Origin of the sequence: Geodermatophilus amargosae (assembly GCF_900116515.1) — a bacterium.
Taxonomy (GTDB): domain Bacteria; phylum Actinomycetota; class Actinomycetes; order Mycobacteriales; family Geodermatophilaceae; genus Geodermatophilus; species Geodermatophilus amargosae.
Map to the genome: position 1 here is coordinate 452,993 of NZ_FPBA01000001.1, position 22,372 is coordinate 475,364.

The following is a 22,372-nucleotide window of genomic DNA, read 5'->3' on the forward strand; positions in this document are numbered from 1 at the left end:
AGAGAAGATAGTCGCGTATGGACCAACCCGCCGCCCGTGGACCTCGCGACCGCCACGCCTACGGCATGGCCGTCGCCGTCGCGCTCGTCACGGGTGCCGTGGCCGTCGTCTGCGCCGTGGTCCTGGGTCTGCCGCTGCGCGACCCGGACGGGTTCCTCGGCCCGACCTACGTGCGGCTGCCGTTGATCGCGGCGCTGCTGCTCGCGGTCGACGTGCTGCCCCGCGCCCTGGTGCGCGCCCGCTCACCCAGGGCGGTTCCGGAGGAGGTCCTCGGCGTCGCTCGCGACCGCTGGCCCTGGCGCCGGCTCCGTCCGGTCCTGGTCGGGCTCGCGGCCTTCTACGTCACGTACGTCGCCTACCGGAACCTCAAGAACTACCTGCCCCTCCTCCGGCCTGGCCTGGTCGACGACGAGCTGGCGGGGACCGACCGGGCGCTCACGGGAGGCGTCGCGCCCGCCGAGGTGCTGCACGACCTGCTCGGCACCGGTGTCGCCGCGCACGTCCTGTCGTGGGTCTACCTGGCGTTCCTGGTGTTCGTGCCGGCCTCCCTGGGGCTCGCCCTCGTCCTGCGGGGCCGGTCCGGGCACGCCTGCTGGTACGTCACGGCGCTGTGCCTCAACTGGGCGCTCGGTACCGCCAGCTACTACGTCCTCCCGTCGAGAGGCCCGGTCTACGCGCAGCCGGGGCTGTTCTGGGACCTCCCCGAGACCGGCGTGTCCCGGCTCCAGGACAGCCTGCTGGTGTCCCGCTGGATCGTCCTCGGCGACCCACAGGGGACCGAGCGCCTCAACAGCATCGCCGCCTTCGCGTCGCTGCACGTGTCGATCATCTTCACCGCCGCGCTCATCGCGCAGTTCGTGGTCGCGTCGGTCGCGGTACGCGCGGCGCTCTGGGGCTTCTTCGGGCTGACCGCCATCGCGACGATCTACTTCGGCTGGCACTACCTCCTCGATGACGTCGCCGGGCTGGCGATCGGCGCACTCTCGGTCCTGCTCGCCGCATGGGGCACGGGTCAGTTCCGGGGCCGGCGGCAATCCGTGCGCGTGCCGCACGAGACCGGCGTGGCCGGGGCACGCGAGCGGCGACGCCGCTTCCGACGCCGCACGCAGGCGGCTCCGTCCCCGTCCTGACGCAGGGGGCGGTCCGGCCTCCCACACCGACGCCGATCAGGTCGCGGGCTGGTCCGGGAACACGTACCGCCGGTAGGTCAGGAAGCGGAAGAGGCTGCCGAGTGCGAGGCCGACCACGTTGGCCGCCACGTTGTCGGCGACCGGGCTCCTGAGGTCGAGGACGTAGCGCGAGACCGCGAGACAGACGAGCGAGATCACGAGAGCGACGGCGCTGAGCGCCATGTACAGCGAGTACTCCCGCGCGAGCCGGCCACGCGGCCGGTCCCGATACGTCCAGAACCGGTTCCCGACGTAGGCGACGGTGGTGCCCGCGACGAGAGAGATCGTCTTGGCGACCAGCGGCTGGTCGTCCAGCAGGCCGTCCCCGCCCAGGTGCACCAGGGCGTTGTACCCCCCGATGTCGACGACCACGCCGAACGCGCCGGCCGCCATGAACCCCGACGCCTCCCGCCCGAGGGCCCGTCCGCGTTCTCCCAGTGCCACGGTCCGCGGGCTCACACCGGCAGCCGCTGGAGGGCGGCTCCTGGCGCATGCCGCGGGAGGCCGGTCACCCGCGTCCTGGCGGACCCGCGCCGGACGACCTCCGGAGCGGACTCCCGGGCACCACGGCGGCCGGTCGGGGAACGGGACCCCGCGGGTCGCGGCGCCGTGTGCGCGGGATCCCAAGCCACCGCCCGATGGTACCGGTCGTAGATCCAGGTCAGCCGCCCGTGGAGGTCACCCCCCGCCGTGGACGTCCGCGGCGATCACCCCTCCGGCGGCGACCGGCGAGGCCGGCAGTCCACATGAGGGGCCCCTGCCGAGTGCACGTCGCCCTGTCCGGTCCGCCGACCGGCAGGGGCCGGTCGAGAATGCACCGCATGCGCGCTGCACCGCCGTTCGCACTGACGGCGACACGGCCCCGGGCCCACCTCGTCGGCCGGCTGAGCGCGCGACTGCGGAGAGTCGGACTCGACGGCGTCCTCGGCGACCTCGACCGCGCCGCCGAACGGTGCCCGGTCCCGGGCGAGGCCGCGGGTGAGGGCTTCACCTGGGACGACCTGGACCGCAACGACCCCACGTGGTGGCCGCAGGGTGTGGCGAGCACCCGGTCCGGCGGCGTGCTGTTCGTGAGCTGGTACGCCAAGCGCGGCCGGCTGTTCCGCACGCCGGGCTCGCGGATCTCGGTCGTCGACCGCTCGCACCCGGAGGGTCCCCGTTACCGGCACGTCCTGCTGGTCGTGCCACACCGGCGTCTCGGGGTCCTGGCCATGGGCACCGTCCCCGTGCACGCCGGGGGCATCGCCGTCCACGGTGACCTCCTCCTGGTCGCCGACACCCTCTTCGGGATGCGGGTCTTCCGCCTCGGGGACGTCATGGCGGTCCCTCGCCGGCCCACCGGGGCAGCGGGCGACGCGTCCCCCGCCAGGATCGGCGCGCTGCGGCGGTCCGCCGTGGACGGCTCCGATGTCTGGGGGTGCGACTACGTGCTCCCCCAGCTCATGGCGTTCCGCGTCCCGCTGCGCGCGGGACGGCGTCGACTGCGGTACTCGTTCCTGTCCACCGGGGAGGTGGAGGGCCGGCCGACGCTCGTCGTCGGGGAGTACCGGCGCAAGGACGATCGGCCGCCCCGGCTCGCGCGCTATCCCGTCGACCCTCGGACGGGCCTCCCGGCCGTCGACGGCCACGGCCGGTGGGCTCCGCTCGAGGTCCACGAGGACCAACCGCGCCGCATGCAGGGGGTGGCCGTGCACGAGTCCACGTGGTTCGTCACGGCGAGCAACGGCAGGGGGTCCGCCGGGGACCTGTACGTCGGCGCCCCGGGCACGTGGCACCGCAACCGGGGGGTGTTGCCGAGCGGGCCGGAGGACCTGGCCTGGACCTGCCCAGGGGAGGAGCTCTGGTGCGTCTCCGAGTGGCCCGGGCGCCGGTGGGTCTTCCCCGTCGCCACGGATCGCCGCTAGCAGCCGCGGCCGGCCCCGTCGCGTCGGACTCCCGTGGCCCATACGGGGATCTCGGTGGACGCGGGCGGTTCACGCAGGCGCTCCTGGGCACTCCCGAGCCTGGCCTCGCGCTGTGCGGAGCCTGCCGTTCCGGCTGCGGGGAGGCGGCGATGCAGCGGACGACCCGGGCCGCGAGTGCCGGCACGTCGGTGCCGGCGGACGCCGGCGTCGGCTGCCGCGCCCCCCTCGGGGACCTCCCCCCGGCCGGACGCCTGACACGCGTGGCATGGACGCATGCAGTCCGTGTCGTGCTGTGGCCGCTGGCCGTGGGCTCCCTGCTGCACGTGGCGGTGCGTTCGTCCACGGGGACCGCCTCGGACCTGGCGATCCTGTGGCGCAGCGGCGCCAGCCTGGCCGCCGGCGGGCCCCTGTACGACGCCCGCCTGGAGTTCATCTACCCCCCGCTGGCCGGCTGGCTCCTCGCGCCGCTGGGCCTGCTGCCGTTCCGTGGCGCGGTGGTCGTCGTCGTGCTCGTCGGCCTGGTCGCCGTGGTCGCTGCGACGGTGCTGCTGCTGCGCCTGGTCGGGATCCGTGTGACGTCGCCCGTCCTGCCCGGGGTGCTGCTGGTCCTCGCCCACAGCCGGCCGCTGGTCGGGCTGCTGGACCAGGGCAACGTCGACACCGTCCTCCTGCTCGCCGAGGCAGGCGTCATCGCACTGCTCCTGGCCCGCCGAGACGTCGCAGCCGGTGCCCTGCTCGGCGCCGTGTGCGCGGTCAAGCCCACCCTGGCCCCGGTCGTGGTCGCCCTCGTCGTCCTGGGGCGGGGACGGGCCCTGCTCGCGGCCGCCACCAGCGGAGTGGTGCTCACCGCGGTCGGGGTGCTGACCGTGCCGGACCGCGCCGTGTTCTTCAGCGACGTCCTGCCGCTGCTGGCCGGGGGCAACCGTCCCGAGCTGACCCCGTTCAACCGCTCCCTCCACGGTGCCGCCGTCCAGCTCGGCCTGCCGCCGGCGCTCGACCTGGCGCTGCGGGTGGCAGCGTTCGGTCTGGCCTGCTGGGTGGCGTGGCGCCGGCGGTCCCACCCGCAGGCCCCGTTGGAGGTCGTGCCGCTGCTGATGCTGGGCACGCTGCTGGCGTCGTCCTTCTCGTGGGCCAACTACAGCATCTACCTGCTGCCGCTCCTGGTGACCGCGGTCCGGCGCGACAGCCTGGTGCGCACCTGGCCGGCCTGGGCGGGGGTCTACCTGTTCGCGACCAACGACGCCTGGCACGTGGAAGACCTGACCGGGCTGCCCGACACGCTCCTGCGCCTGCTGCCGCTCGCGGGCTGGCTGCTGCTGCTCGGCGCCTGCGCCGTGGTCCCGCACCGCTCGGAGACGGCCGCGCCGTACCGCCGGTCCGGCATCTCCGCGTCCGGGCTCGGTGGTGTCCCGCCACTCCCGCTCGACACACCGATCAGGTAGACAGCCAACCGTTGACGCGACTGCGTGACGACTGCGGTCCTGCCTGACGGACGGAGAGACGATGAGCACCGTCACCAGCACCGACCCGCTGACGTCCGCGGAGCACGTCGCCGACAGCCATGACCTGATCCGCGTGCACGGAGCGCGCGAGAACAACCTCAAGGACGTCAGCGTCGAGATCCCGAAGCGCCGGCTGACCGTCTTCACCGGCGTGTCCGGCTCGGGCAAGAGCTCGCTGGTGTTTGGCACCATCGCCGCGGAGTCGCAGCGGCTGATCAACGAGACCTACAGCGCCTTCGTGCAGGGCTTCATGCCCACGCTGGCGCGGCCCGAGGTCGACCTGCTCGAGGGCCTGACGACGGCGATCATCGTCGACCAGGAGCGGATGGGCGCCAACCCGCGCTCCACCGTCGGCACCGCCACGGACGCCAACGCGATGCTCCGGATCCTGTTCAGCCGGCTGGGCACGCCGCACATCGGTCCCCCCACGGCGTTCTCGTTCAACGTCCCCACGCGGAAGGCGAGCGGGGTGATGAGCACCGAGAAGGCCGGCGGCCGGGTGGAGAAGGCCGTGGTCCGCGACGTGGTCTACATGGGCGGCATGTGCCCGCGCTGCGAGGGCATGGGCTCGGTCTCCGACTTCGACCTCACGGCGCTGTACGACGAGACCAAGTCGCTGGGCGAGGGCGCACTGACGGTCCCCGGCTACAGCATGGACGGCTGGTACGGCCGGATCTTCAGCGGCGCCGGCTTCGACATGGACAAGCCGATCGCGGAGTACACGAAGAGGGAGATGCACGACCTCCTCTACAAGGAGCCGACCAAGATCAAGGTCGAGGGCATCAACCTCACCTACGAGGGCCTCATCCCCAAGATCCAGAAGTCGATGCTCTCCAAGGACGTCGACGCGATGCAGCCCCACATCCGCGCCTTCGTGGAGCGCGCGATCACCTTCCAGCCCTGCCCCGCGTGCGACGGCACCCGGCTCAGCCCGGAGGCCAGGTCGTCGAGGATCCAGGGCAAGAACATCGCCGACCTCTGCACGATGCAGATCAGCGACCTGGCCGCCTGGGTCCGCGCGCTCGACGAGCCGTCCGTCGCCCCGCTCCTCGCCGGCCTGCGGCACCTCCTCGACTCCTTCGCGGAGATCGGGCTGGGCTACCTCTCCCTCGACCGGCCGGCGGGGACCCTGTCGGGTGGCGAGGCGCAGCGCACCAAGATGATCCGCCACCTCGGCTCGTCGCTCACCGACGTCACCTACGTCTTCGACGAGCCCTCGATCGGGCTGCACCCCCACGACATCCAGCGGATGAACGGCCTGCTGCTCCAGCTGCGGGACAAGGGCAACACCGTGCTCGTGGTGGAGCACAAGCCGGAGATGATCGCGATCGCCGACCACGTCGTCGACCTCGGCCCCGGCGCCGGCACGGGCGGTGGGGAGGTGGTGTTCGAGGGCACCGTGGAGGGGCTGCGCGCCAGCGGCACCACCACCGGCCGGCACCTCGACGACCGGGCGGGCGTCAAGGACTCGGTGCGTCCGTCGTCCGGTGCGCTGGAGGTCCGCGGCGCGTCGACGCACAACCTCCGGGACGTCGACGTCGACATCCCGCTGGGAGTGCTCTGCGTGCTCACCGGCGTCGCCGGCTCCGGCAAGAGCTCGCTGGTCAACGGCTCGGTCGCCGGCCGGGACGGCGTGGTCCTGATCGACCAGGGCGCGATCCGGGGCTCGCGTCGCAGCAACCCGGCCACCTACACCGGCCTGCTCGAGCCGATCCGCAAGGCGTTCGCGAAGGCCAACGGCGTGAAGCCGGCGCTGTTCAGCTCCAACTCCGAGGGTGCCTGCCCCACCTGCAACGGCGCCGGCGTCATCTTCACCGACCTGGGGGTCATGGCGACCGTCGAGTCGCCCTGCGAGGAGTGCGAGGGCAAGCGCTTCCAGGCGGCGGTGCTGGAGTACCGGCTCGGCGGCGGCGACAACGGCAAGGACATCAGCGAGGTGCTCGCCATGTCGGTGACGCAGGCCCAGGAGTTCTTCGGCGACGGCGAGGCGCGCATCCCGGCCGCCCACAAGATCCTGTCCCGCCTCGCCGACGTCGGGCTGGGCTACCTGAGCCTCGGCCAGCCGCTCACCACGCTGTCCGGCGGGGAGCGGCAGCGGCTCAAGCTCGCCACGCAGATGGGCGAGAGCGGCGAGGTCTACGTCCTCGACGAACCGACCACCGGCCTGCACCTCGCCGACGTCGAGAACCTGCTCGGCCTGCTCGATCGGCTGGTGGACTCCGGCAGGTCGATGATCGTCATCGAGCACCACCAGGCGGTCATGGCGCACGCGGACTGGATCATCGACCTCGGTCCCGGTGCGGGGCACGACGGCGGCCGGGTCGTCTTCGAGGGCACACCCGCCGACCTCGTCGCCGCCCGCTCGACCCTCACCGGCGAGCACCTGGCGGCCTACGTCGGAGCCTGAGGGCGGCGGCGTCACCGCCTTCCGCGTCTTCCGACTCCACTTCCCGCAGGTCCGTGCCGATGTCCATCCCGGTGTACCCGGACACGCGGACAGGGAGGGCGATGATGGCGACGCCTGGAGTGGACCACCCCGAGGAGAGGGCGGTGCTCGACATCAAGGCGAGCAGCCGTTCCGACGTGCTGATCAGCTTCGTCGAGGAGGTGTCGGGCTCGGAGCTGGTGGTCAGCGTCGGCGAGGACGCCCAGAAGCGCCGCGTGCGGCTGGACACCGGCGAGCACGTCGAGCTGATCTGGCGGGGGCCCGAGGAGCTGCGGTCCCTACCCGCGCAGCTGGTCGAGGTGGTCGCCGGCGACTCGCCGACGTGGCGGCTGAAGGTCGTCGGGCCCGCGTCGCGCGGCCAGCGGCGCAGCGCCGTCCGCGCCCCGATGTCGGTGTCGATCGAGGTGGCCCTGGGGGACCGGGTGCTGGTCGGGACCACCGTCGACCTCAGCGAGGGCGGCACCCGCTGCCTGCTGACCGGCAGGCCAGGCGTGGCGAAGCCGGAGATCGAGGTCGGTGCCGTCCTCCCCGTCGTCGTGGACCTCCACGGCGACCGCCTCGCGGTCAAGGCCGAGGTCATCCGTCGGCACGCGCGGGAGGACCACCACAGCGAGTTGTCCCTCCGCTTCGTCGGGCTCGGGGAGAAGCGCGAGGACGCCATCCGGCGGCGGGTCTTCGCCGAACTGCGCGACCTGCGGTCACGCGGCCTCATCTGACGCCCGCACCTGAGCCGCTGCGCCAGACTGCGCGGGTGGACAGCACCCTGGACCGGGCCCTGGTCAGCGCGGTCGCGCACCGCTGGCACCCGGTCGCCGCCCCGGTCTCCGACGACGCCCTCGCGCGGCTCCTGGAGCGGCTCGCCCCGCTCGCGCGGGGGCGGGTGCTCGACCTCGGCTGCGGCTCGGGCGCGTGGCTGCTCCCGCTGCTGGCCGCGCGGCCCGAGCTGGTGGGCGTCGGCGTGGACACCTCGGCGCCCGCGCTGGACGCCGCGCGGGACCGGGCCGCCATGCGCGGCGTGACGGGCCGCGTGGAGTTCGTGCAGGACGACGCCGCGACCTGGCAGGGCGGCCCCTTCGACGCCGTCGTGTGCATCGGCGCCACGCACGTCTTCGGCGGTCCGGCCGGGACCCTCGACGCCGTCCGCCGCTCCCTGCGCCCCGGCGGCCGGGTGCTCTTCGGCGACGGCTTCTGGGAGTCCGGCCCCGGTGAGGCGGCGCTGGCCGGCCTCGGCGCCGAGCCCGGCGAGCTGCCCGACCTGCCCGGGCTGCTGGCCGAGGTGCAGGGCTGCGGCTTCGAGCCCGGCTACGCGCACCTGTCCACGCTCGCCGAGTGGGACGAGTACGAGTGGTGCTGGACCGGCGCGCTGACGGAGTGGGCGCTCACCGAGGCGGCCGGAGCCGAACGGGAGGCCGCCCTGGAGGCCGCCCGCACGCACCGCCGCCAGTGGCTGGAGGGCTACCGCGGCGAGCTGGGGTTCCTGACCGTCGTCCTGCACGACAGGGGTTCCTGACCGTCGTCCTGCACGACAGGGGTCGCTGAGTCGTCCTGCACGACGTCCGGTCCTGAGACGACGACGGCGGTGCGACCCCGGGTGGGGTGCACCGCCGTCCGTCGTCCGTCGTGCGCTCAGGAGGGTCGGGGGGAGGGGGCCGTCAGTGGCCGCCGGCCTCCTGGGCCCGCTTGATGGAGGCCTCGATCTCGGCCTGCGCCTCGGCGCGGCCGACCCAGTTGGCACCCTCGACCGACTTGCCCGGCTCCAGGTCCTTGTAGGTCTCGAAGAAGTGCTGGATCTCCAGCCGGTCGAACTCCGAGACGTCGGTGATGTCCTGGAGGTGGGCCATGCGGGGGTCGGTGGCCGGGACGGTGAGGACCTTGTCGTCGCCACCCGCCTCGTCGGTCATCCGGAACATGCCGATGGCCCGGCAGGTGATCAGGCACCCGGGGAAGGTCGGCTCCTCGAGGAGCACGAGGGCGTCGAGCGGGTCACCGTCCTGACCCAGGGTGTTCTCGATGTACCCGTAGTCGGCCGGGTACCGGGTCGAGGTGAACAGCATCCGGTCGAGCCGGATGCGCCCGGTGGCGTGGTCCAGCTCGTACTTGTTCCGCTGGCCCTTGGGGATCTCTACCGTCACGTCGAACTGCACGGCACGTAGTGTGGCCCACCGGTATCAGGCCCACCGGCGCAGGTCCGCCCCGGGGGTCTCTTCCGGGGGGTGGGCACCATCGAGCCGAGTGGGTCGACGACCGTCACGCCGAGCTACGGGCGGCTGCGCCGGCGCCTCCTGCTGAGCCTCGTGGCCCTCCTCGTGGTTGCCGCGCTGGTCGTCGGCGCGGTGCTGTTCCTCGGCCGCGACGACGACGCCACGGGCGGCGCGGCGGCCGGGCCCACCGCGGAGCTCCCCGGCGTCGGCGAGCCGGCACCCGTGCTCGCCGCGCTGTCCTCCGACGCCCCCGCACCCGACCCCGGTGCCGTCGCGGCCGCGCTCGCCCCGCTGCTGGCGACGCCCGCGCTCGCCGGGGGCGTGAGCGCCGAGGTGGTCGACGTCGCCGCCGGGGACACCCTGTTCGACCAGGGCGCCGACGAGCCCGTGACGCCGGCCTCGACGGCCAAGCTGCTGACCTCCGTCGCCGCGCTCACCGCCCTCGACCCCGACGACACGCTGGAGACGACGGTCGTCGCCGGGGCCACGCCGGACGAGGTCGTGCTGGTCGGCGGCGGGGACCCCACCCTCTCGACGACGAGCCCCTCGCTCACCTACCCGGGCGCGGCGACCGTGGCCGACCTCGCCGCCCAGGTGCAGGCCGCGCTACCGCCGGGGACCACGGTCGGCCGGGTCGTCGTCGACACCACGCTGTTCGAGGGGCCGCTCACCGCGGACGGCTGGGGACCCGAGGACGCGCCGTCGAGCTACGCCGCCCCGGTCACCGCCGCCGCGGTGGACGGCGCGCGGGTGACCCCCGGGGAGAACGCCCGCAGCGGCGCACCGGGCACCGACGCCGGACGGGCGCTGGCCGCCGCGCTCGGCGTCCCCGGCGCGACCGTCGAGCTGGGCGAGGCCCCCGACGGCGCCACGACGCTGGGCAGCGTCTCCTCGGCGCCGATCGCGCGCCTGGTCGAGCAGGCGCTGTCGCAGTCGGACAACCTGCTGGCCGACTCCCTGGCCCGCCACGTGGCCCTGGCCCGCGGCCTCCCGGCGACCTTCGACGGGGGAGCGCAGGCGGTCACCGGGGCGCTCGCCGACGCCGGCGTCGACACCTCCGAGGTCGACCTGCACGACGGCAGCGGGCTGTCCCGGCTGGACCTCGTGACCCCCGCCGTCCTGGCCGACGTCCTCGCGGGCGCCGCCGACGGCTCCCTCGCCGGTGCCTCGGCCGTCGTCTCGGGCCTGGCGGTGGCCGGCTACGACGGCACCCTGGCCGACCGCGGCGACGCCGACCCCGCCACCGCACCCGGCGCCGTCCGCGGCAAGACCGGCACCCTGCTCGGCGTGCACGCCCTGGCCGGCACCGTGGTGACCGCCGACGGCCGGCTGCTGGCCTACGCGCTGGTGGCCAACGGGACCACCGGCGGGGGCGGGCCGGAGGAGGCCGCGCTCGACGCCGTGGCCGCCGCGCTGGCCGGCTGCGGATGCCGCTGACCGGGGGTGGCGCAGAGGTCGCCCGCGTACCGTGAGGTGATGAGCAGCAGCGCACTCGTCGACTGGCAGCTCGCCGGGCGGACCGCCCGCAAGCTGGCCGGGGCAGGTCCGGCGACCACCCGCGAGGAGGCCACCGCGGTCGTCTCCGAGCTGCACGCGGCCGCCGCGGCCGCCGTCGCCCACGTCGAGGGGCTGACCGGGCTGCACCCGGTCGAGGGCGGGCCGGTCCCGGAGGTCGCCGTCGTCGACCGGCCCGGCTGGATCGACGCCAACACCACCGGCATGGCCGCGCTGCTCGACCCGCTGGCCGGTGCGCTCCTCGAGCGGTCGGAGAACCCGCCCGGGCCGCTGGCCACCGCCATCGGCTCGCGCGCCACCGGCGTGCAGGCCGGCGGCCTGCTCGCGTTCCTCTCCTCCCGGGTGCTCGGCCAGTACGAGGTGTTCGGCACCGGCGGCCGGCTGCTCCTGGTGGCGCCGAACATCGTCGACGCCGAGCGGCGCCTGGGCGTCGACCCGACCGACTTCCGCATGTGGGTCTGCCTGCACGAGGTCACCCACCAGCTGCAGTTCACCGCCTTCCCGTGGCTGCGCGACCACCTCGAGGCGCAGATCTCCGAGTTCGTCGAGGCCACCGACCTCAGCCCCGACGCGCTGCGCGACCGCATGTCCGACCTGATGCGCGGCCTCGCCGACGCCGTCCGCGGCACCGACGACGACGGCGCCTCGGCTGGCCTCATGGCCCTGGTCCGCGACCCCGAGCAGCGCGCCGTCCTCGACCGGGTCACCGCCGTGATGAGCCTGGTCGAGGGGCACGCCGAGTTCGTGATGGACGGCGTGGGCCCCGACGTCGTGCCCTCGGTGCGCACCCTGCGCAAGCGCTTCGCCCAGCGGCGCAAGGGCCGCGGCCCGCTCGACCGCGTGCTGCGCCGGCTGCTCGGCCTGGAGCAGAAGATGAAGCAGTACGCCGACGGGCGGACCTTCGTGGGTGGCGTCGTCGACCTGGTCGGCATGGAGGGGTTCAACCGGGTGTGGGCGGGCCCGGAGAACCTGCCGCTGGTCGAGGAGCTCACCGAGCCGGCCCGCTGGGTCGAGCGGGTGCACGGCCGCCCGGCCGTCACCGCCTGACGCCCCGGCTGCGGTGAGCGGCCCGCCGCCGGCGGTCGCGGCCGTCCGCAGCGCCGTCCGGCCGGGCCTGCGGGCGTCGTCGCAGCCGGTGCTGGTGGCGGTCAGCGGGGGAGCGGACTCCCTCGCGCTGGCCGCCGCCGTCGCGTTCGAGGCCCCGCGCGCCGGGGTGCCGGCCGGGGCGGTGACCGTGGACCACGGCCTGCAGCCCGGCTCCTCGCAGCGGGCACGGGACACCGTCGGCCTTCTGCGCGGCCTCGGCCTGGACCCGGTGCTCGTCGTCCCCGTCGCCGTCGGCACCGCGGGTGGCCCCGAGGCCGCGGCCCGCACCGCCCGGTACGACGCACTGACCCGGTGCGCCGGCGGGGCCGGGGCGCGGGTCGCCCTCGGCCACACCCTCGACGACCAGGCCGAGACCGTGCTGCTGGGCCTCGGCCGCGGGTCCGGCCCGCGGTCGGTGGCCGGGATGGTGGCCGAGCGCCCGCCGTTCTGGCGGCCGCTGCTCGGCGTCCGGCGCGAGACCACCCGCGCCGCCTGCGCCGCCCAGGGCCTGCCGGTGTGGGACGACCCGTGGAACACCGACCCGGCCTACCGCCGCGCCCGGCTGCGCGCCGAGGTCCTGCCGCTGCTGGAGGACGTCCTCGGCGGCGGTGTCGCCCCCGCCCTCGCCCGGACGGCGGACCTGCTGCGCGAGGACCTCGACGCCCTCGACGCCCTGGCCGGGGAACACCTCGCCCGGCTGGCCGGCCCGGCCGGGCTGCCGGCTGCGGACGGGTTGCCGGCGGCGGGCGTCGCGGACCTGCCGGCCGCGCTGCGCCGCCGGGTGCTGCGCGGGTGGCTGCGCGGTGCGGGGGTGGGCGACCTCCAGGCGGTGCACCTGGGCGCCGTCGACGCGCTGGTGACCGGGTGGCACGGGCAGGGACCGGTCGCCCTGCCGGGCGGTGCGGAGGCGCTCCGGGCGTCTGGCAGGCTGGTGCTGCGGCCCGCCGGCTCCTCGGGCGGGAGGGCCGGAGTCGCCCCCGATCCGGAGGAGCAGCATCCGTGAGCGAGACCGCGTCGACCCCTGCTGGACTGGGGCCCGACCACGGCTACGGCCCCGACATCGACCACGTGCTCCTGTCCGAGCAGCAGATCCAGGGCAAGATCACCGAGCTCGCCGACCGGATCGCGCGGGACTACGAGGGCCGCGAGGTCCTGCTCGTCGGCGTCCTCAAGGGCGCGGTGCTGTTCATGAGCGACTTCGCCCGGGCGCTGCGGCTGCCCACCCAGATGGAGTTCATGGCCGTCTCCTCCTACGGCAGCTCGACCAGCTCCTCGGGGGTCGTGCGCATCCTCAAGGACCTCGACCGCGACATCTCCGGCATGGACGTGCTGGTGCTCGAGGACATCATCGACTCGGGCCTGACGCTGTCCTGGCTGCTCAAGAACCTCGGCAGCCGCCGCCCGGCCTCGCTGGAGGTCTGCGCCCTGCTGCGCAAGCCCGACGCGATCAAGGTCGAGGTCCCGGTGCGCTACGTCGGCTTCGACATCCCCAACGAGTTCGTCGTCGGCTACGGCCTGGACTACGCCGAGCGCTACCGCGACCTGCCCTACATCGGGACGCTCAAGCCCCAGGTCTACTCGACGTAGGCGGGTCCTCCGGACGGGGGAGCGGCCGGTCCCCGGGCAGCGCGATCACAGGGGATCGCCAGCTTCCCCGGTGTACCGTCGACCGCAACGACGCTGGACCGAGCGCCAGGGTGCCCTCCCGGGTCGCGCGGAGCGTCACCCGGACGATCAGGAGGGTCGACGGGCCAGGCCGGAGCCCTCCGGCCGCCCGGCATCGGTGTATGGAACGCAAGAAGATCTTCCGCTCCGTGTGGTTCTGGGTCGTCCTCGTCGTCCTGGTGGCCCTCGGTCTGTCCTCCTTCCTCGGTGGCGGCTCCAGCTACGAGCAGGTCAAGACGTCGGTCGCCCTGCAGCAGATCCAGGCCGGCAACGTCGAGACGGTCACGATCAACGACAAGGAACAGACCCTCGACCTCGACCTGCGCGATGCCGTCGACGGCAACGAGCAGATCACCGCGTCGTACCCGATCGGGGCCTCCGACGACGTCTTCTCGCTGGTCTCGGGCATCGACGGCGACGGGCAGACCACCGGTGAGGGCGTCGACTTCACGACGAACGTCACGCAGGACAACGTCCTCGTCAGCATCCTGATCAGCTTCCTGCCCTTCCTGATCCTCCTGCTGCTGCTGTTCTGGCTGTTCAACTCCATGCAGGGCGGCGGCCGCGGCGTCATGGCCTTCGGCAAGTCCAAGGCCAAGCAGATCACCAAGGACACGCCGAAGACGACGTTCGCCGACGTCGCCGGCGCGGACGAGGCCATCGAGGAACTGCAGGAGATCAAGGACTTCCTGGCCAACCCGGTCAAGTTCCAGGCCGTGGGCGCGAAGATCCCCAAGGGCGTGCTGCTGTTCGGCCCGCCCGGGACCGGCAAGACCCTGCTCGCCCGCGCGGTGGCCGGTGAGGCCGGCGTGCCGTTCTTCTCCATCTCCGGCTCGGACTTCGTCGAGATGTTCGTCGGCGTCGGTGCCAGCCGGGTCCGCGACCTTTTCGAGCAGGCCAAGACCAACGCCCCGGCGATCATCTTCGTCGACGAGATCGACGCCGTCGGCCGGCACCGCGGCGCCGGCATGGGCGGCGGCCACGACGAGCGCGAGCAGACGCTCAACCAGATGCTCGTCGAGATGGACGGCTTCGACGTCAAGGGCGGCGTCATCATGATCGCCGCCACCAACCGGCCGGACATCCTCGACCCCGCGCTGCTGCGCCCGGGCCGCTTCGACCGGCAGATCGCCGTCGACCGGCCCGACCTGCTGGGCCGCAAGCAGATCCTCCAGGTGCACGCCAAGGGCAAGCCGCTCGCTCCCGACGTCGACCTCGAGACCGTCGCCCGCCGCACCCCCGGCTTCACCGGCGCGGACCTGGCGAACGTCCTCAACGAGGGCGCGCTGCTCACCGCCCGCCACGGCGGCTCGGTCATCGACGACGCCACGCTCGAGGAGGCGATCGACCGCGTCATCGCCGGTCCCGAGCGCAAGACGCGGGCGATGAGCGAGAAGGAGAAGAAGGTCACCGCCTACCACGAGGGCGGCCACGCCCTGGTGGCGCACGCGCTGCCCAACCTCGACCCCGTGCACAAGGTGACGATCCTGCCGCGCGGCCGCTCGCTCGGGCACACGCTCGTCCTGCCGACCGAGGACAAGTACACCCAGACCCGCTCGGAGATGATCGACACCCTGGCCTACGCCCTCGGCGGGCGCGCGGCCGAGGAGCTGGTCTTCCACGAGCCGACGACGGGTGCCGGCAACGACATCGAGAAGGCCACGTCGATGGCCCGCGCGATGGTCACTCAGTACGGCATGAGCGCCAAGCTGGGTGCGGTCAAGTACGGCAGCACCGACTCCGAGCCGTTCCTCGGCCGGGACATGGGCTCGCGGCCGGACTACTCCGAGGCCGTCGCCGCCGACATCGACGCCGAGGTCCGCGCGCTCATCGAGGCCGCGCACGACGAGGCCTGGGAGATCCTGGTGGAGTACCGGGCGGTGCTCGACCAGCTCGTGCTCGAGCTGATGGAGCGCGAGACCCTCTCCCGCGAGGACATGGCCCGCATCTGCGCGCCGGTCACCAAGCGGCCGGCCCTGGCGCCCTACAACGGCTTCGGCAAGCGGACGCCGTCGGACCAGCCGCCGGTGCTCACGCCCACCGAGCTCGCCGCGCAGTCCAACGGCAACGGGCACGGCGCGACCGCCGTCGGGCAGCACGGCGTCGGCAACGGCAACGGCCTGGTCAAGGGCGGCAACAACCCGGTCGGTGACGTCGGCGCCCCTGCCCAGAGATGAGCCTGGTCCCCGAGGACGAGGTCCGCGCGGATCCCTCGCACGTCGACACCGCGCGGGCCGCGGCCGCGGTCCGGGAACTGCTGCTCGCGGTGGGGGAGGACCCGGACCGGCCCGGGCTGCGCGACACGCCCACCCGGGTCGCCCGGGCCTACGCCGAGACCTTCGCCGGCCTCTGGCAGGACCCGGCCGAGGTGCTCGCGACCGTCTTCGACGAGGACCACGACGAGCTGGTCCTGGTCAAGGACATCCCGATGTACTCGACCTGCGAGCACCACCTGGTGCCCTTCCACGGCGCCGCGCACGTCGGCTACATCCCCGCCGAGGACGGCCGGGTCACCGGGCTGTCCAAGCTCGCCCGCCTGGTCGACGTCTACGCGCGCCGGCCGCAGGTGCAGGAGCGCATGACCCGGCAGATCGCCGACGCCCTCGACGAGAACCTCAAGCCCCGCGGCGTGATCGTCGTCGTGGAGGCCGAGCACCTGTGCATGGGCATGCGCGGCATCCGCAAGCCCGGGTCGACGACGGTCACCTCGGCGGTCCGCGGCATCTTCCGCGACAACGCCGCCACCCGCGCCGAGGCGATGAGCCTCGTCCTGGGCCGGTGAGCGGGCACCGCGCCGAGCTGCTGCACCCGGGCCGGTGCGTGGTCATGGGCGTCCTCAACGTCACGCCTGACTCCTTCTCCGACGGCGGCTGCTTCGCCGACACGGCCTCCGCGGTCGCGCACGGGCTGGCGATGGCCGCGGCGGGCGCCGACTACGTCGACGTCGGCGGCGAGTCCACCCGCCCCGGTGCCGACCGCGTCGACGCCGCCGAGGAGCGCCGCCGCGTCGTCCCCGTCGTCCGCGAGCTGACCGCCGCCGGCGTCCGGGTCAGCGTCGACACGACCCGCACCGAGGTCGCCGAGGCGGCGCTGGAGGCCGGCGCGGTGCTGGTCAACGACATCAGCGGCGGCCTGGCCGACGACGGGATGGCCACGCTGGTCGCCGACGCCGGCGTCCCGTGGGTGCTCATGCACTGGCGCGGCCACAGCCGGGAGATGTACGCCGAGGCCGTCTACGGCGACGTCGTCGCGGAGGTCTGCGCGGAGCTGTCCGCCCGGGTCGACGCCGCGCTGTCGGCCGGCGTGGACGCCGCCCAGCTGGTCCTCGACCCCGGCCTCGGCTTCGCCAAGCAGGCGGCGCACAACTGGGCGCTGCTGGCCGCGCTGCCCCACGTGGTGTCCCTCGGCCTGCCGGTCCTGGTCGGCGCCTCCCGCAAGTCCTTCCTCGGCCGCCTGCTCGCCGGTCCCGACGGTGCGCTGCGCCCGGCGCCGGAGCGGGACGCCGCCAGCCTGGCCACGACCGTCCTGGCCGCGGAGGCCGGCGCCTGGGGCGTGCGGGTGCACGACGCCGCGGGCTCGGCCGACGCGGTCCGCACGGTGGCCGCCGTGCACCGCGCCCGCGAGGAGGCCCGCCGTGACTGACCGCCCCACCCCCGACCGGATCGCCGTCCGCGGCCTGACCGCGCACGCCCACCACGGCGTCTACGGCTTCGAGCGGGAGAACGGGCAGACCTTCTCCGTCGACGCCGTTCTGGAGCTCGACACCGCGCCCGCCGCGGCCGGGGACGACCTGACCAGGACGGTCAACTACGCCGAGCTGGCCCAGCGGCTGCACGCCGTCCTCGCCGGCGACCCGGTCGACCTGCTCGAGACGCTGTGTCAGCGCCTGGCCGACGTCTGCCTCGCCGATCCGCTGGTCCAGGCCGCCGAGATCACCGTGCACAAGCCGCAGGCCGACCTCGGCGTGCCCTTCGACGACGTCACCGTCACCATCCGGCGAGAGCGCGCGTGACCCGCGCGGTGCTGTCCCTGGGCGCCAACCTCGGCGACCGCGCCCGCGCGCTGCGCACGGCGGTGGAGGCGCTCAAGGCCGACGGTCTCGTCGCCCGCTCGACGCTGTACGAGACGCCGCCGTGGGGACCGGTCGAGCAGCCGCCGTACCTGAACGCGGTGGTGTTCGTCCGCGGCGACCGCGACGCCGCCGGCTGGCTGGCCCGCGCACAGGAGCTCGAGCAGGCCGCCGGCCGCACCCGCGAGGTGCGGTGGGGCGCGCGCACCCTCGACGTCGACGTGGTCACCGTGACCGCCGACGACGGGACGCCGGTGGTCTCCGACGACCCGGCCCTCACGCTGCCGCACCCGCGCGCGCACGAGCGGGCGTTCGTGCTGGTCCCGTGGCTGTCGCTGGACCCCACCGCCGTGCTGCCCGGGCACGGGCGGGTCGCCGACCTGGTCGCCGCACTGCCGGCCGACGACGTCGCCGCGGTCGTGAAGTGGGAGCACCTGCATTGAGGCCGGTGAACCGCCGCGACCTGGTCGTCGTCGCCGCCGGGCTGGCGCTGGCCGCCTGGCTGCTCGTCCGCGCCACCTACGGCAGCCTGCCGCCGCTGCGCTGGTGGCTGCCGCTGCCGCTCGCGGTGCTGGCCGTCGCCGAGGCGCTCGGCGCCCGCACGCTGCGCGCCCGCCTGACCGCCGAGCGGGCCGCCCGGCGCTCGGCCCGCGGCGGGGAGACGGCGCGGACCGCCGACGCGGGCACGCCGCTGGTGCGCCCGGTGGAGCCGATGCTGGTGGCCCGGCTGGCGGTGCTCGCCCAGGCCAGCGCCTTCGTGGGCGCGGCCTTCGTCGGCATCTGGGCCGGGGTGCTGCTGCACGTCGGGCCGGCCGTGTCCCGGCTGCAGGTGGCCGGCAGCGACACGGTGACCGCCGTCGTCGGCGTGCTGTGTGCCGCGGCGCTGACCGCGGCCGCGCTGTGGCTCGAGTCGGTGTGCCGCGTGCCCCCGGAGGAACGCGACGACGGGCGACCCGGGGACGGCGTCCGGGCCTAACCCCTCACCGGGACGGCGGCGCCGGCGGTCTCGGGGACCGTGCCGTCGACCGAGCGGCGCAGCGCGGCGTGCAGCGACTCCGGCGTCAGCACCCCGAGGAAGACGTCGCCGTCGAGGACCGCCACCCAGCCGGCCTCGTGCTGCAGCATCGTGGAGAACGCGGTCTTGAGCGTCGCGCCGGCCGGCACCCAGGCCTCCATCCGCCGCGCCGCCGAGCCCACCGTGCCCGCGCCCGCGGCCCGGTCGGCCGACAGCCAGCCGTGCAGCCGGTCGTCGTCGTCGAGGACGACCGCCCACCGGGCGCCGGTGACCTGCAGGGAGGCCCGGGCGTCGGCCAGGCCGTCGGCCACGTGCACCACCGGGGGGCGCTCGAGGTCGTCGGCGCCGATGCCGGTGACCGCCAGGCGCTTGAGACCGCGGTCGGCACCGACGAAGTCGGCCACGAAGGGGCCGGCCGGCCGGCCGAGCAGCTCGGCGGGCGGCGCGAACTGCTCGACCCGGCCGCCGGTGCTCATCACCGCGATCCGGTCACCGAGCCGCACGGCCTCCTCGATGTCGTGGGTGACGAAGACGATGGTCTTGCGCACCGCCTCCTGCAGCCGCAGGAACTCCGCCTGCAGCCGCTCGCGGACCACCGGGTCGACGGCGGAGAACGGCTCGTCCATCAGCAGGACGGCGGGGTCGGCGGCCAGTGCCCGGGCCACTCCGGCCCGCTGCCGCTGGCCGCCGGAGAGCTGGGCCGGGTAGCGCGTGCCGTGGACGGCGGGGTCGAGGCCCACGGTGGACAGCAGCTCGTCCACGCGGGCGCGGGTGCGCCGCTTGTCCCAGCCCAGCAGCCGCGGCACCGTGGCCACGTTGTCCCGGACGGTCAGGTGGGGGAACAGGCCGACGTTCTGGATGACGTAGCCGATGCGGCGGCGCAGCCGGTCGGGGTCGACGCGGGTGACGTCCTCACCGTCGAGCAGGATCCGCCCCGTCGTCGGCTCGATGACCCGGTTGATCATCTTCATCGTCGTGGTCTTGCCGCAGCCCGAGGGGCCGACGAGGACCGACAACTCGCCGGCGGCGAAGGTCAGGTCCAGCCGCTCGACGCCGACCGTCCCGTCGGCGTAGGTCTTGCTGACCCCCTCGAGCCGGATCTCCTGGGCAGCACCCGTGCCGCCGTCCGGAGCGCTCGCGGCAGTAGCGTCCACCGGGTGACCTCCCTGGGTGCGCGCCCTTCCCTGGACGCGGTGAGCGACCCCGCGGTGGGGCTGCTCGCGGTGGACGAGGCCCCGAACCCGTGGTTCGACCCGTCCTACGTGACCGACAACTGGGACTCCATCCTGACCTACACCGGCGAGCACGTGCGCCTGACCGTGCTCGCGGTGGTCATCGGCGCGGTCATCGCACTGCCGTTGGCGCTGCTCGCGCGGCGCAGCCGCTACCTGTCGGCGCCGGTCCTGGGCCTGTCCACGATCGTCTACACGATCCCGTCGCTGGCGCTGTTCGCGCTGCTCGTGCCGTTCACGGGGCTGTCGTCGAACACCGTGCTCATCGGCCTGGTCGCCTACTCGCTGGTGATCCTCGTGCGGAACTTCCTCGCCGGCCTGCAGGGCGTCCCCGCCGACGTCCGCGAGGCGGCGCGGGGGATGGGGCTCTCGGCCGCCCAGACGTTCTGGCGGGTGGACCTGCCGCTCGCGCTGCCGGCGTTCATGGCCGGGCTGAGGATCGCCACGGTGTCCACGGTGGCGCTGACGACGGTCGGCGTCCTGGTCGGCCACGGCGGGCTGGGACAGCTGATCACCGGCGGGTTCGCCGCGAACTTCTACCGCGCCGAGATCGTCACCGGCGCGGTCGGCTGCGTGCTGCTCGCGCTGCTGGCCGACGTCCTGCTGGCCGGCGCGGAGCGGGCGCTGACGCCCTGGGCGCGGGCGGTGCGGTCGTGAACGACTTCTCGCGGGCGATCACCTACCTCAACGACCCGTTCAACTGGAGCCGGCCCAACGGCATCGCCGACCTGGCGCTGGAGCACATCGGCATCTCCGCCGTCGCGGTCCTGGCGGCGATGGTCGTGGCGCTGCCGATCGGCGTCGCCCTCGGCACGGCCCGCCGCGGCGCAGGCCTGGTCGTCGTCCTGTCCAACGTGAGCCGGGCCGTCCCGACGCTGGCGCTGCTCACCCTGTTCGCCGTCAGCCCGATCGGCTTCGGCAACCGCGCGACGACGATCGCGCTGGCGGTGTTCGCGATCCCGCCGATCCTGACCAACACCTTCGTCGGCTTCCGCGGGGTCGACGCCGAGGTCCGCGAGGCGGCGCGCGGGATGGGCATGAGCCGCGCCCAGGTCCTCGGCCGCGTGGAGCTGCCGCTGGCCCTCCCGCTGGTGACCACCGGCATCCGCACCGCGGCGGTGCAGGTGGTGGCGACGGCGGGCCTGGCCGCGCTGGTCGGCGGGGGAGGACTGGGCCGGCTGATCAACCTCGGTTTCGGCCAGCAGGACTACGGCGTGATGATCGCCGGCGCCATCCTCGTGGCGGGCCTGGCGCTGCTCACCGAACTGGTGCTCGCGACGCTGTCCTGGGCGGTGACCCCGGGCCCGCGGCGGCTGCCGTTCCTGCAGGTCAGGACGACGCCGAAGGCCGCAGCCGTTCCGGAACCCACGGCCAGCGGCGTCCCGCTGTGAGCTGGGTCCCCGCCTGAGCGCGACCGTGTAACGACCGCGCAACACATCCGTGCGGCGATTGCCCGGGTCGCGGCCCCGGGGGTTGCATGTGCCGCGCGGGTGATCCCCGCCAGACACGCGTCGCGGCCGCACGCCGCACGGGACACAGAAGGCGGACCACCATGCGCACGCAGCGCGCCCTCGCTCCTCTCCTGCTCACCGGCCTCCTGCTGACCGCCGCCTGCGGCGAGTCCGGCTCCTCGGGCACCGGCGGCTCCACCGGCACCAGCGGCTCGGCCGCCAGCGGCGACGCCTGCGCCCCCGTGCCCGGCGACCAGCTCGTCGTCCTCGAGGACGACCAGGAGCTGCAGAACGCCGACAACATCGTGCCGGCCATCACGGCGGCCACCGCCGCGGCCAACCCGGCGCTGGTCCCGGCCCTCGACGCGGTCTCGGCCGCGCTGACCACCGACCAGCTCATCGACATGAACGCCGCCGTCGACCTGGAGCGGCAGAGCGCCGAGGACGTCGCGGCCGCGTGGGTCGAGGAGAGCGGCGTCACCGACGGCCTGGAGCAGGGCAGCGGCCCGATCGTCGTCGGCGCGGGCAACTTCACCGAGTCGACGATCCTGGGCAACATCTACGCCGGGGTCCTGCAGGCGGCGGGCTTCGACGCCACCGTGCGCGAGGTCGGCAACCGCGACCTCTACCTGCCGGCCCTCATCTCCGGCACCGACCTGCAGGTCTTCCCGGAGTACCTGGCCACCGTGACCGAGGCGCTCAACGCGCAGGTCAACGGCGCCAACCCGACGCCGATCGCCAGCGGGGACGCGCAGGCCACCCGCGACGCGCTGCAGCCGCTGGCCGATCAGGTCGGGCTGACCTTCGGCGCGCCGTCGGAGGCCGCCGACCAGAACGCCTTCGCCGTGACGCAGGAGTTCGCCGACCAGCTCGGCGTGACCACGCTCTCGGAGCTCGCCGACGCGTGCGGCGACGGGTCGCTGGTCCTGGGCGGGCCGGCCGAGTGCCCGACCCGGCCGTTCTGCCAGCCGGGCCTGGAGGAGACCTACGGCCTGACGTTCGCCGAGTTCCGTGAGTTCGACGCCGGCGGCCCGGCCACCAAGGCCGCCATCACGCAGGGCGAGGTCTCGATGGGCCTGGTCTTCAGCTCCGACGGCGCCCTCGCCCAGGGCTGACC

The 22,372-nt window shown here is 74.3% G+C and carries 22 protein-coding genes; 19 read left to right on the forward strand and 3 right to left on the reverse strand.

What is annotated here, in order from left to right; all coding sequences use genetic code 11:
* Window positions 1–65: 65 nt before the first annotated feature.
* Window positions 66–1,130, forward strand: coding sequence for a phosphatase PAP2 family protein (locus tag BM414_RS02175; RefSeq protein WP_175551376.1), 1,065 nt, complete (start codon window positions 66–68; stop codon window positions 1,128–1,130).
* A gap of 36 nt (window positions 1,131–1,166) precedes the next feature.
* Here the strand turns inward: BM414_RS02175 and BM414_RS02180 are convergent, their stop codons facing one another.
* Complete coding sequence (locus tag BM414_RS02180) at window positions 1,167–1,613, reverse strand: GtrA family protein (RefSeq protein WP_139245694.1); 447 nt, start codon at window positions 1,611–1,613, stop codon at window positions 1,167–1,169.
* 377 nt (window positions 1,614–1,990) lie between these two features.
* On the opposite strand from BM414_RS02180, the gene BM414_RS02185 reads away from it, so the two are divergent.
* From BM414_RS02185 to BM414_RS02205, 5 genes are all read left to right on the forward strand, one after another.
* On the forward strand, window positions 1,991–3,073 hold the full coding sequence (locus BM414_RS02185) for a hypothetical protein (RefSeq protein ID WP_093577767.1): 1,083 nt from the start codon (window positions 1,991–1,993) through the stop codon (window positions 3,071–3,073).
* Between the two features lie 287 nt (window positions 3,074–3,360).
* Window positions 3,361–4,515 (forward strand): glycosyltransferase family 87 protein, encoded by a 1,155-nt coding sequence (locus BM414_RS02190; protein ID WP_175551377.1) that lies wholly within the window; start codon window positions 3,361–3,363, stop codon window positions 4,513–4,515.
* Window positions 4,516–4,576: 61 nt separating this feature from the next.
* Window positions 4,577–6,982, forward strand: a complete 2,406-nt coding sequence (locus tag BM414_RS02195) for an ATP-binding cassette domain-containing protein (RefSeq protein WP_093577769.1) — start codon at window positions 4,577–4,579, stop codon at window positions 6,980–6,982.
* A gap of 59 nt (window positions 6,983–7,041) precedes the next feature.
* On the forward strand, window positions 7,042–7,737 hold the full coding sequence (locus tag BM414_RS02200; RefSeq protein WP_093577770.1) for a PilZ domain-containing protein: 696 nt from the start codon (window positions 7,042–7,044) through the stop codon (window positions 7,735–7,737).
* Window positions 7,738–7,772: 35 nt separating this feature from the next.
* A complete protein-coding gene (locus BM414_RS02205) occupies window positions 7,773–8,531 on the forward strand; it encodes an SAM-dependent methyltransferase (protein ID WP_217644477.1) in 759 nt (252 codons plus the stop codon).
* A gap of 142 nt (window positions 8,532–8,673) precedes the next feature.
* Here the strand turns inward: BM414_RS02205 and BM414_RS02210 are convergent, their stop codons facing one another.
* Complete coding sequence (locus BM414_RS02210; protein WP_093577771.1) at window positions 8,674–9,165, reverse strand: inorganic diphosphatase; 492 nt, start codon at window positions 9,163–9,165, stop codon at window positions 8,674–8,676.
* A gap of 69 nt (window positions 9,166–9,234) precedes the next feature.
* On the opposite strand from BM414_RS02210, the gene dacB reads away from it, so the two are divergent.
* From dacB to BM414_RS02260, 10 genes are all read left to right on the forward strand, one after another.
* Window positions 9,235–10,659 (forward strand): D-alanyl-D-alanine carboxypeptidase/D-alanyl-D-alanine endopeptidase, encoded by a 1,425-nt coding sequence (dacB, locus tag BM414_RS02215; RefSeq protein WP_093577772.1) that lies wholly within the window; start codon window positions 9,235–9,237, stop codon window positions 10,657–10,659.
* A 39-nt stretch (window positions 10,660–10,698) separates the two neighbouring features.
* The gene (locus BM414_RS02220; RefSeq protein ID WP_093577773.1) at window positions 10,699–11,784 is read left to right on the forward strand and encodes a zinc-dependent metalloprotease; all 1,086 of its coding nucleotides are present in this window, start codon (window positions 10,699–10,701) and stop codon (window positions 11,782–11,784) included.
* A gap of 13 nt (window positions 11,785–11,797) precedes the next feature.
* The gene (tilS, locus tag BM414_RS02225; protein WP_093577774.1) at window positions 11,798–12,826 is read left to right on the forward strand and encodes a tRNA lysidine(34) synthetase TilS; all 1,029 of its coding nucleotides are present in this window, start codon (window positions 11,798–11,800) and stop codon (window positions 12,824–12,826) included.
* Window positions 12,823–13,410 (forward strand): hypoxanthine phosphoribosyltransferase, encoded by a 588-nt coding sequence (hpt, locus tag BM414_RS02230; protein WP_175551379.1) that lies wholly within the window; start codon window positions 12,823–12,825, stop codon window positions 13,408–13,410. The genes tilS and hpt overlap by 4 nt, the downstream gene beginning before the upstream one ends.
* A gap of 200 nt (window positions 13,411–13,610) precedes the next feature.
* Window positions 13,611–15,665, forward strand: a complete 2,055-nt coding sequence (gene ftsH / locus BM414_RS02235; protein ID WP_093577775.1) for an ATP-dependent zinc metalloprotease FtsH — start codon at window positions 13,611–13,613, stop codon at window positions 15,663–15,665.
* Window positions 15,662–16,270 carry a GTP cyclohydrolase I FolE gene (folE, locus tag BM414_RS02240; RefSeq protein ID WP_093577776.1) on the forward strand — a complete coding sequence of 203 codons (609 nt, stop codon included), beginning with the start codon at window positions 15,662–15,664 and terminating at the stop codon, window positions 16,268–16,270. Before ftsH ends, folE begins: the two co-directional genes overlap by 4 nt.
* Window positions 16,267–17,130 (forward strand): dihydropteroate synthase, encoded by an 864-nt coding sequence (folP, locus tag BM414_RS02245; RefSeq protein ID WP_245784408.1) that lies wholly within the window; start codon window positions 16,267–16,269, stop codon window positions 17,128–17,130. Before folE ends, folP begins: the two co-directional genes overlap by 4 nt.
* Complete coding sequence (gene folB / locus BM414_RS02250) at window positions 17,123–17,500, forward strand: dihydroneopterin aldolase (protein ID WP_093577777.1); 378 nt, start codon at window positions 17,123–17,125, stop codon at window positions 17,498–17,500. Before folP ends, folB begins: the two co-directional genes overlap by 8 nt.
* Window positions 17,497–18,000, forward strand: a complete 504-nt coding sequence (gene folK / locus BM414_RS02255; protein ID WP_093577778.1) for a 2-amino-4-hydroxy-6-hydroxymethyldihydropteridine diphosphokinase — start codon at window positions 17,497–17,499, stop codon at window positions 17,998–18,000. The genes folB and folK overlap by 4 nt, the downstream gene beginning before the upstream one ends.
* Window positions 18,001–18,005: 5 nt before the next feature.
* A complete protein-coding gene (locus BM414_RS02260; RefSeq protein WP_245784409.1) occupies window positions 18,006–18,533 on the forward strand; it encodes a DUF3180 domain-containing protein in 528 nt (175 codons plus the stop codon).
* Here the strand turns inward: BM414_RS02260 and BM414_RS02265 are convergent.
* Complete coding sequence (locus BM414_RS02265) at window positions 18,530–19,726, reverse strand: ABC transporter ATP-binding protein (RefSeq protein WP_217644481.1); 1,197 nt, start codon at window positions 19,724–19,726, stop codon at window positions 18,530–18,532. The two genes, BM414_RS02260 and BM414_RS02265, sit on opposite strands and share 4 nt — an antisense overlap.
* A gap of 3 nt (window positions 19,727–19,729) precedes the next feature.
* Between BM414_RS02265 and BM414_RS02270 the strand changes: the two genes are divergently transcribed.
* The 3 genes from BM414_RS02270 to BM414_RS02280 all read left to right on the forward strand — a co-directional run bounded on the left by BM414_RS02270 (window position 19,730) and on the right by BM414_RS02280 (window position 22,370).
* A complete protein-coding gene (locus BM414_RS02270; RefSeq protein WP_175551380.1) occupies window positions 19,730–20,461 on the forward strand; it encodes an ABC transporter permease in 732 nt (243 codons plus the stop codon).
* Entirely contained in the window at window positions 20,458–21,195 is a 738-nt protein-coding gene (locus BM414_RS02275; RefSeq protein WP_093577780.1) for an ABC transporter permease, read from the forward strand. Before BM414_RS02270 ends, BM414_RS02275 begins: the two co-directional genes overlap by 4 nt.
* Window positions 21,196–21,356: 161 nt before the next feature.
* Entirely contained in the window at window positions 21,357–22,370 is a 1,014-nt protein-coding gene (locus tag BM414_RS02280) for a glycine betaine ABC transporter substrate-binding protein (protein ID WP_093577781.1), read from the forward strand.
* The last annotated feature ends 2 nt before the right edge of the window (window positions 22,371–22,372 follow it).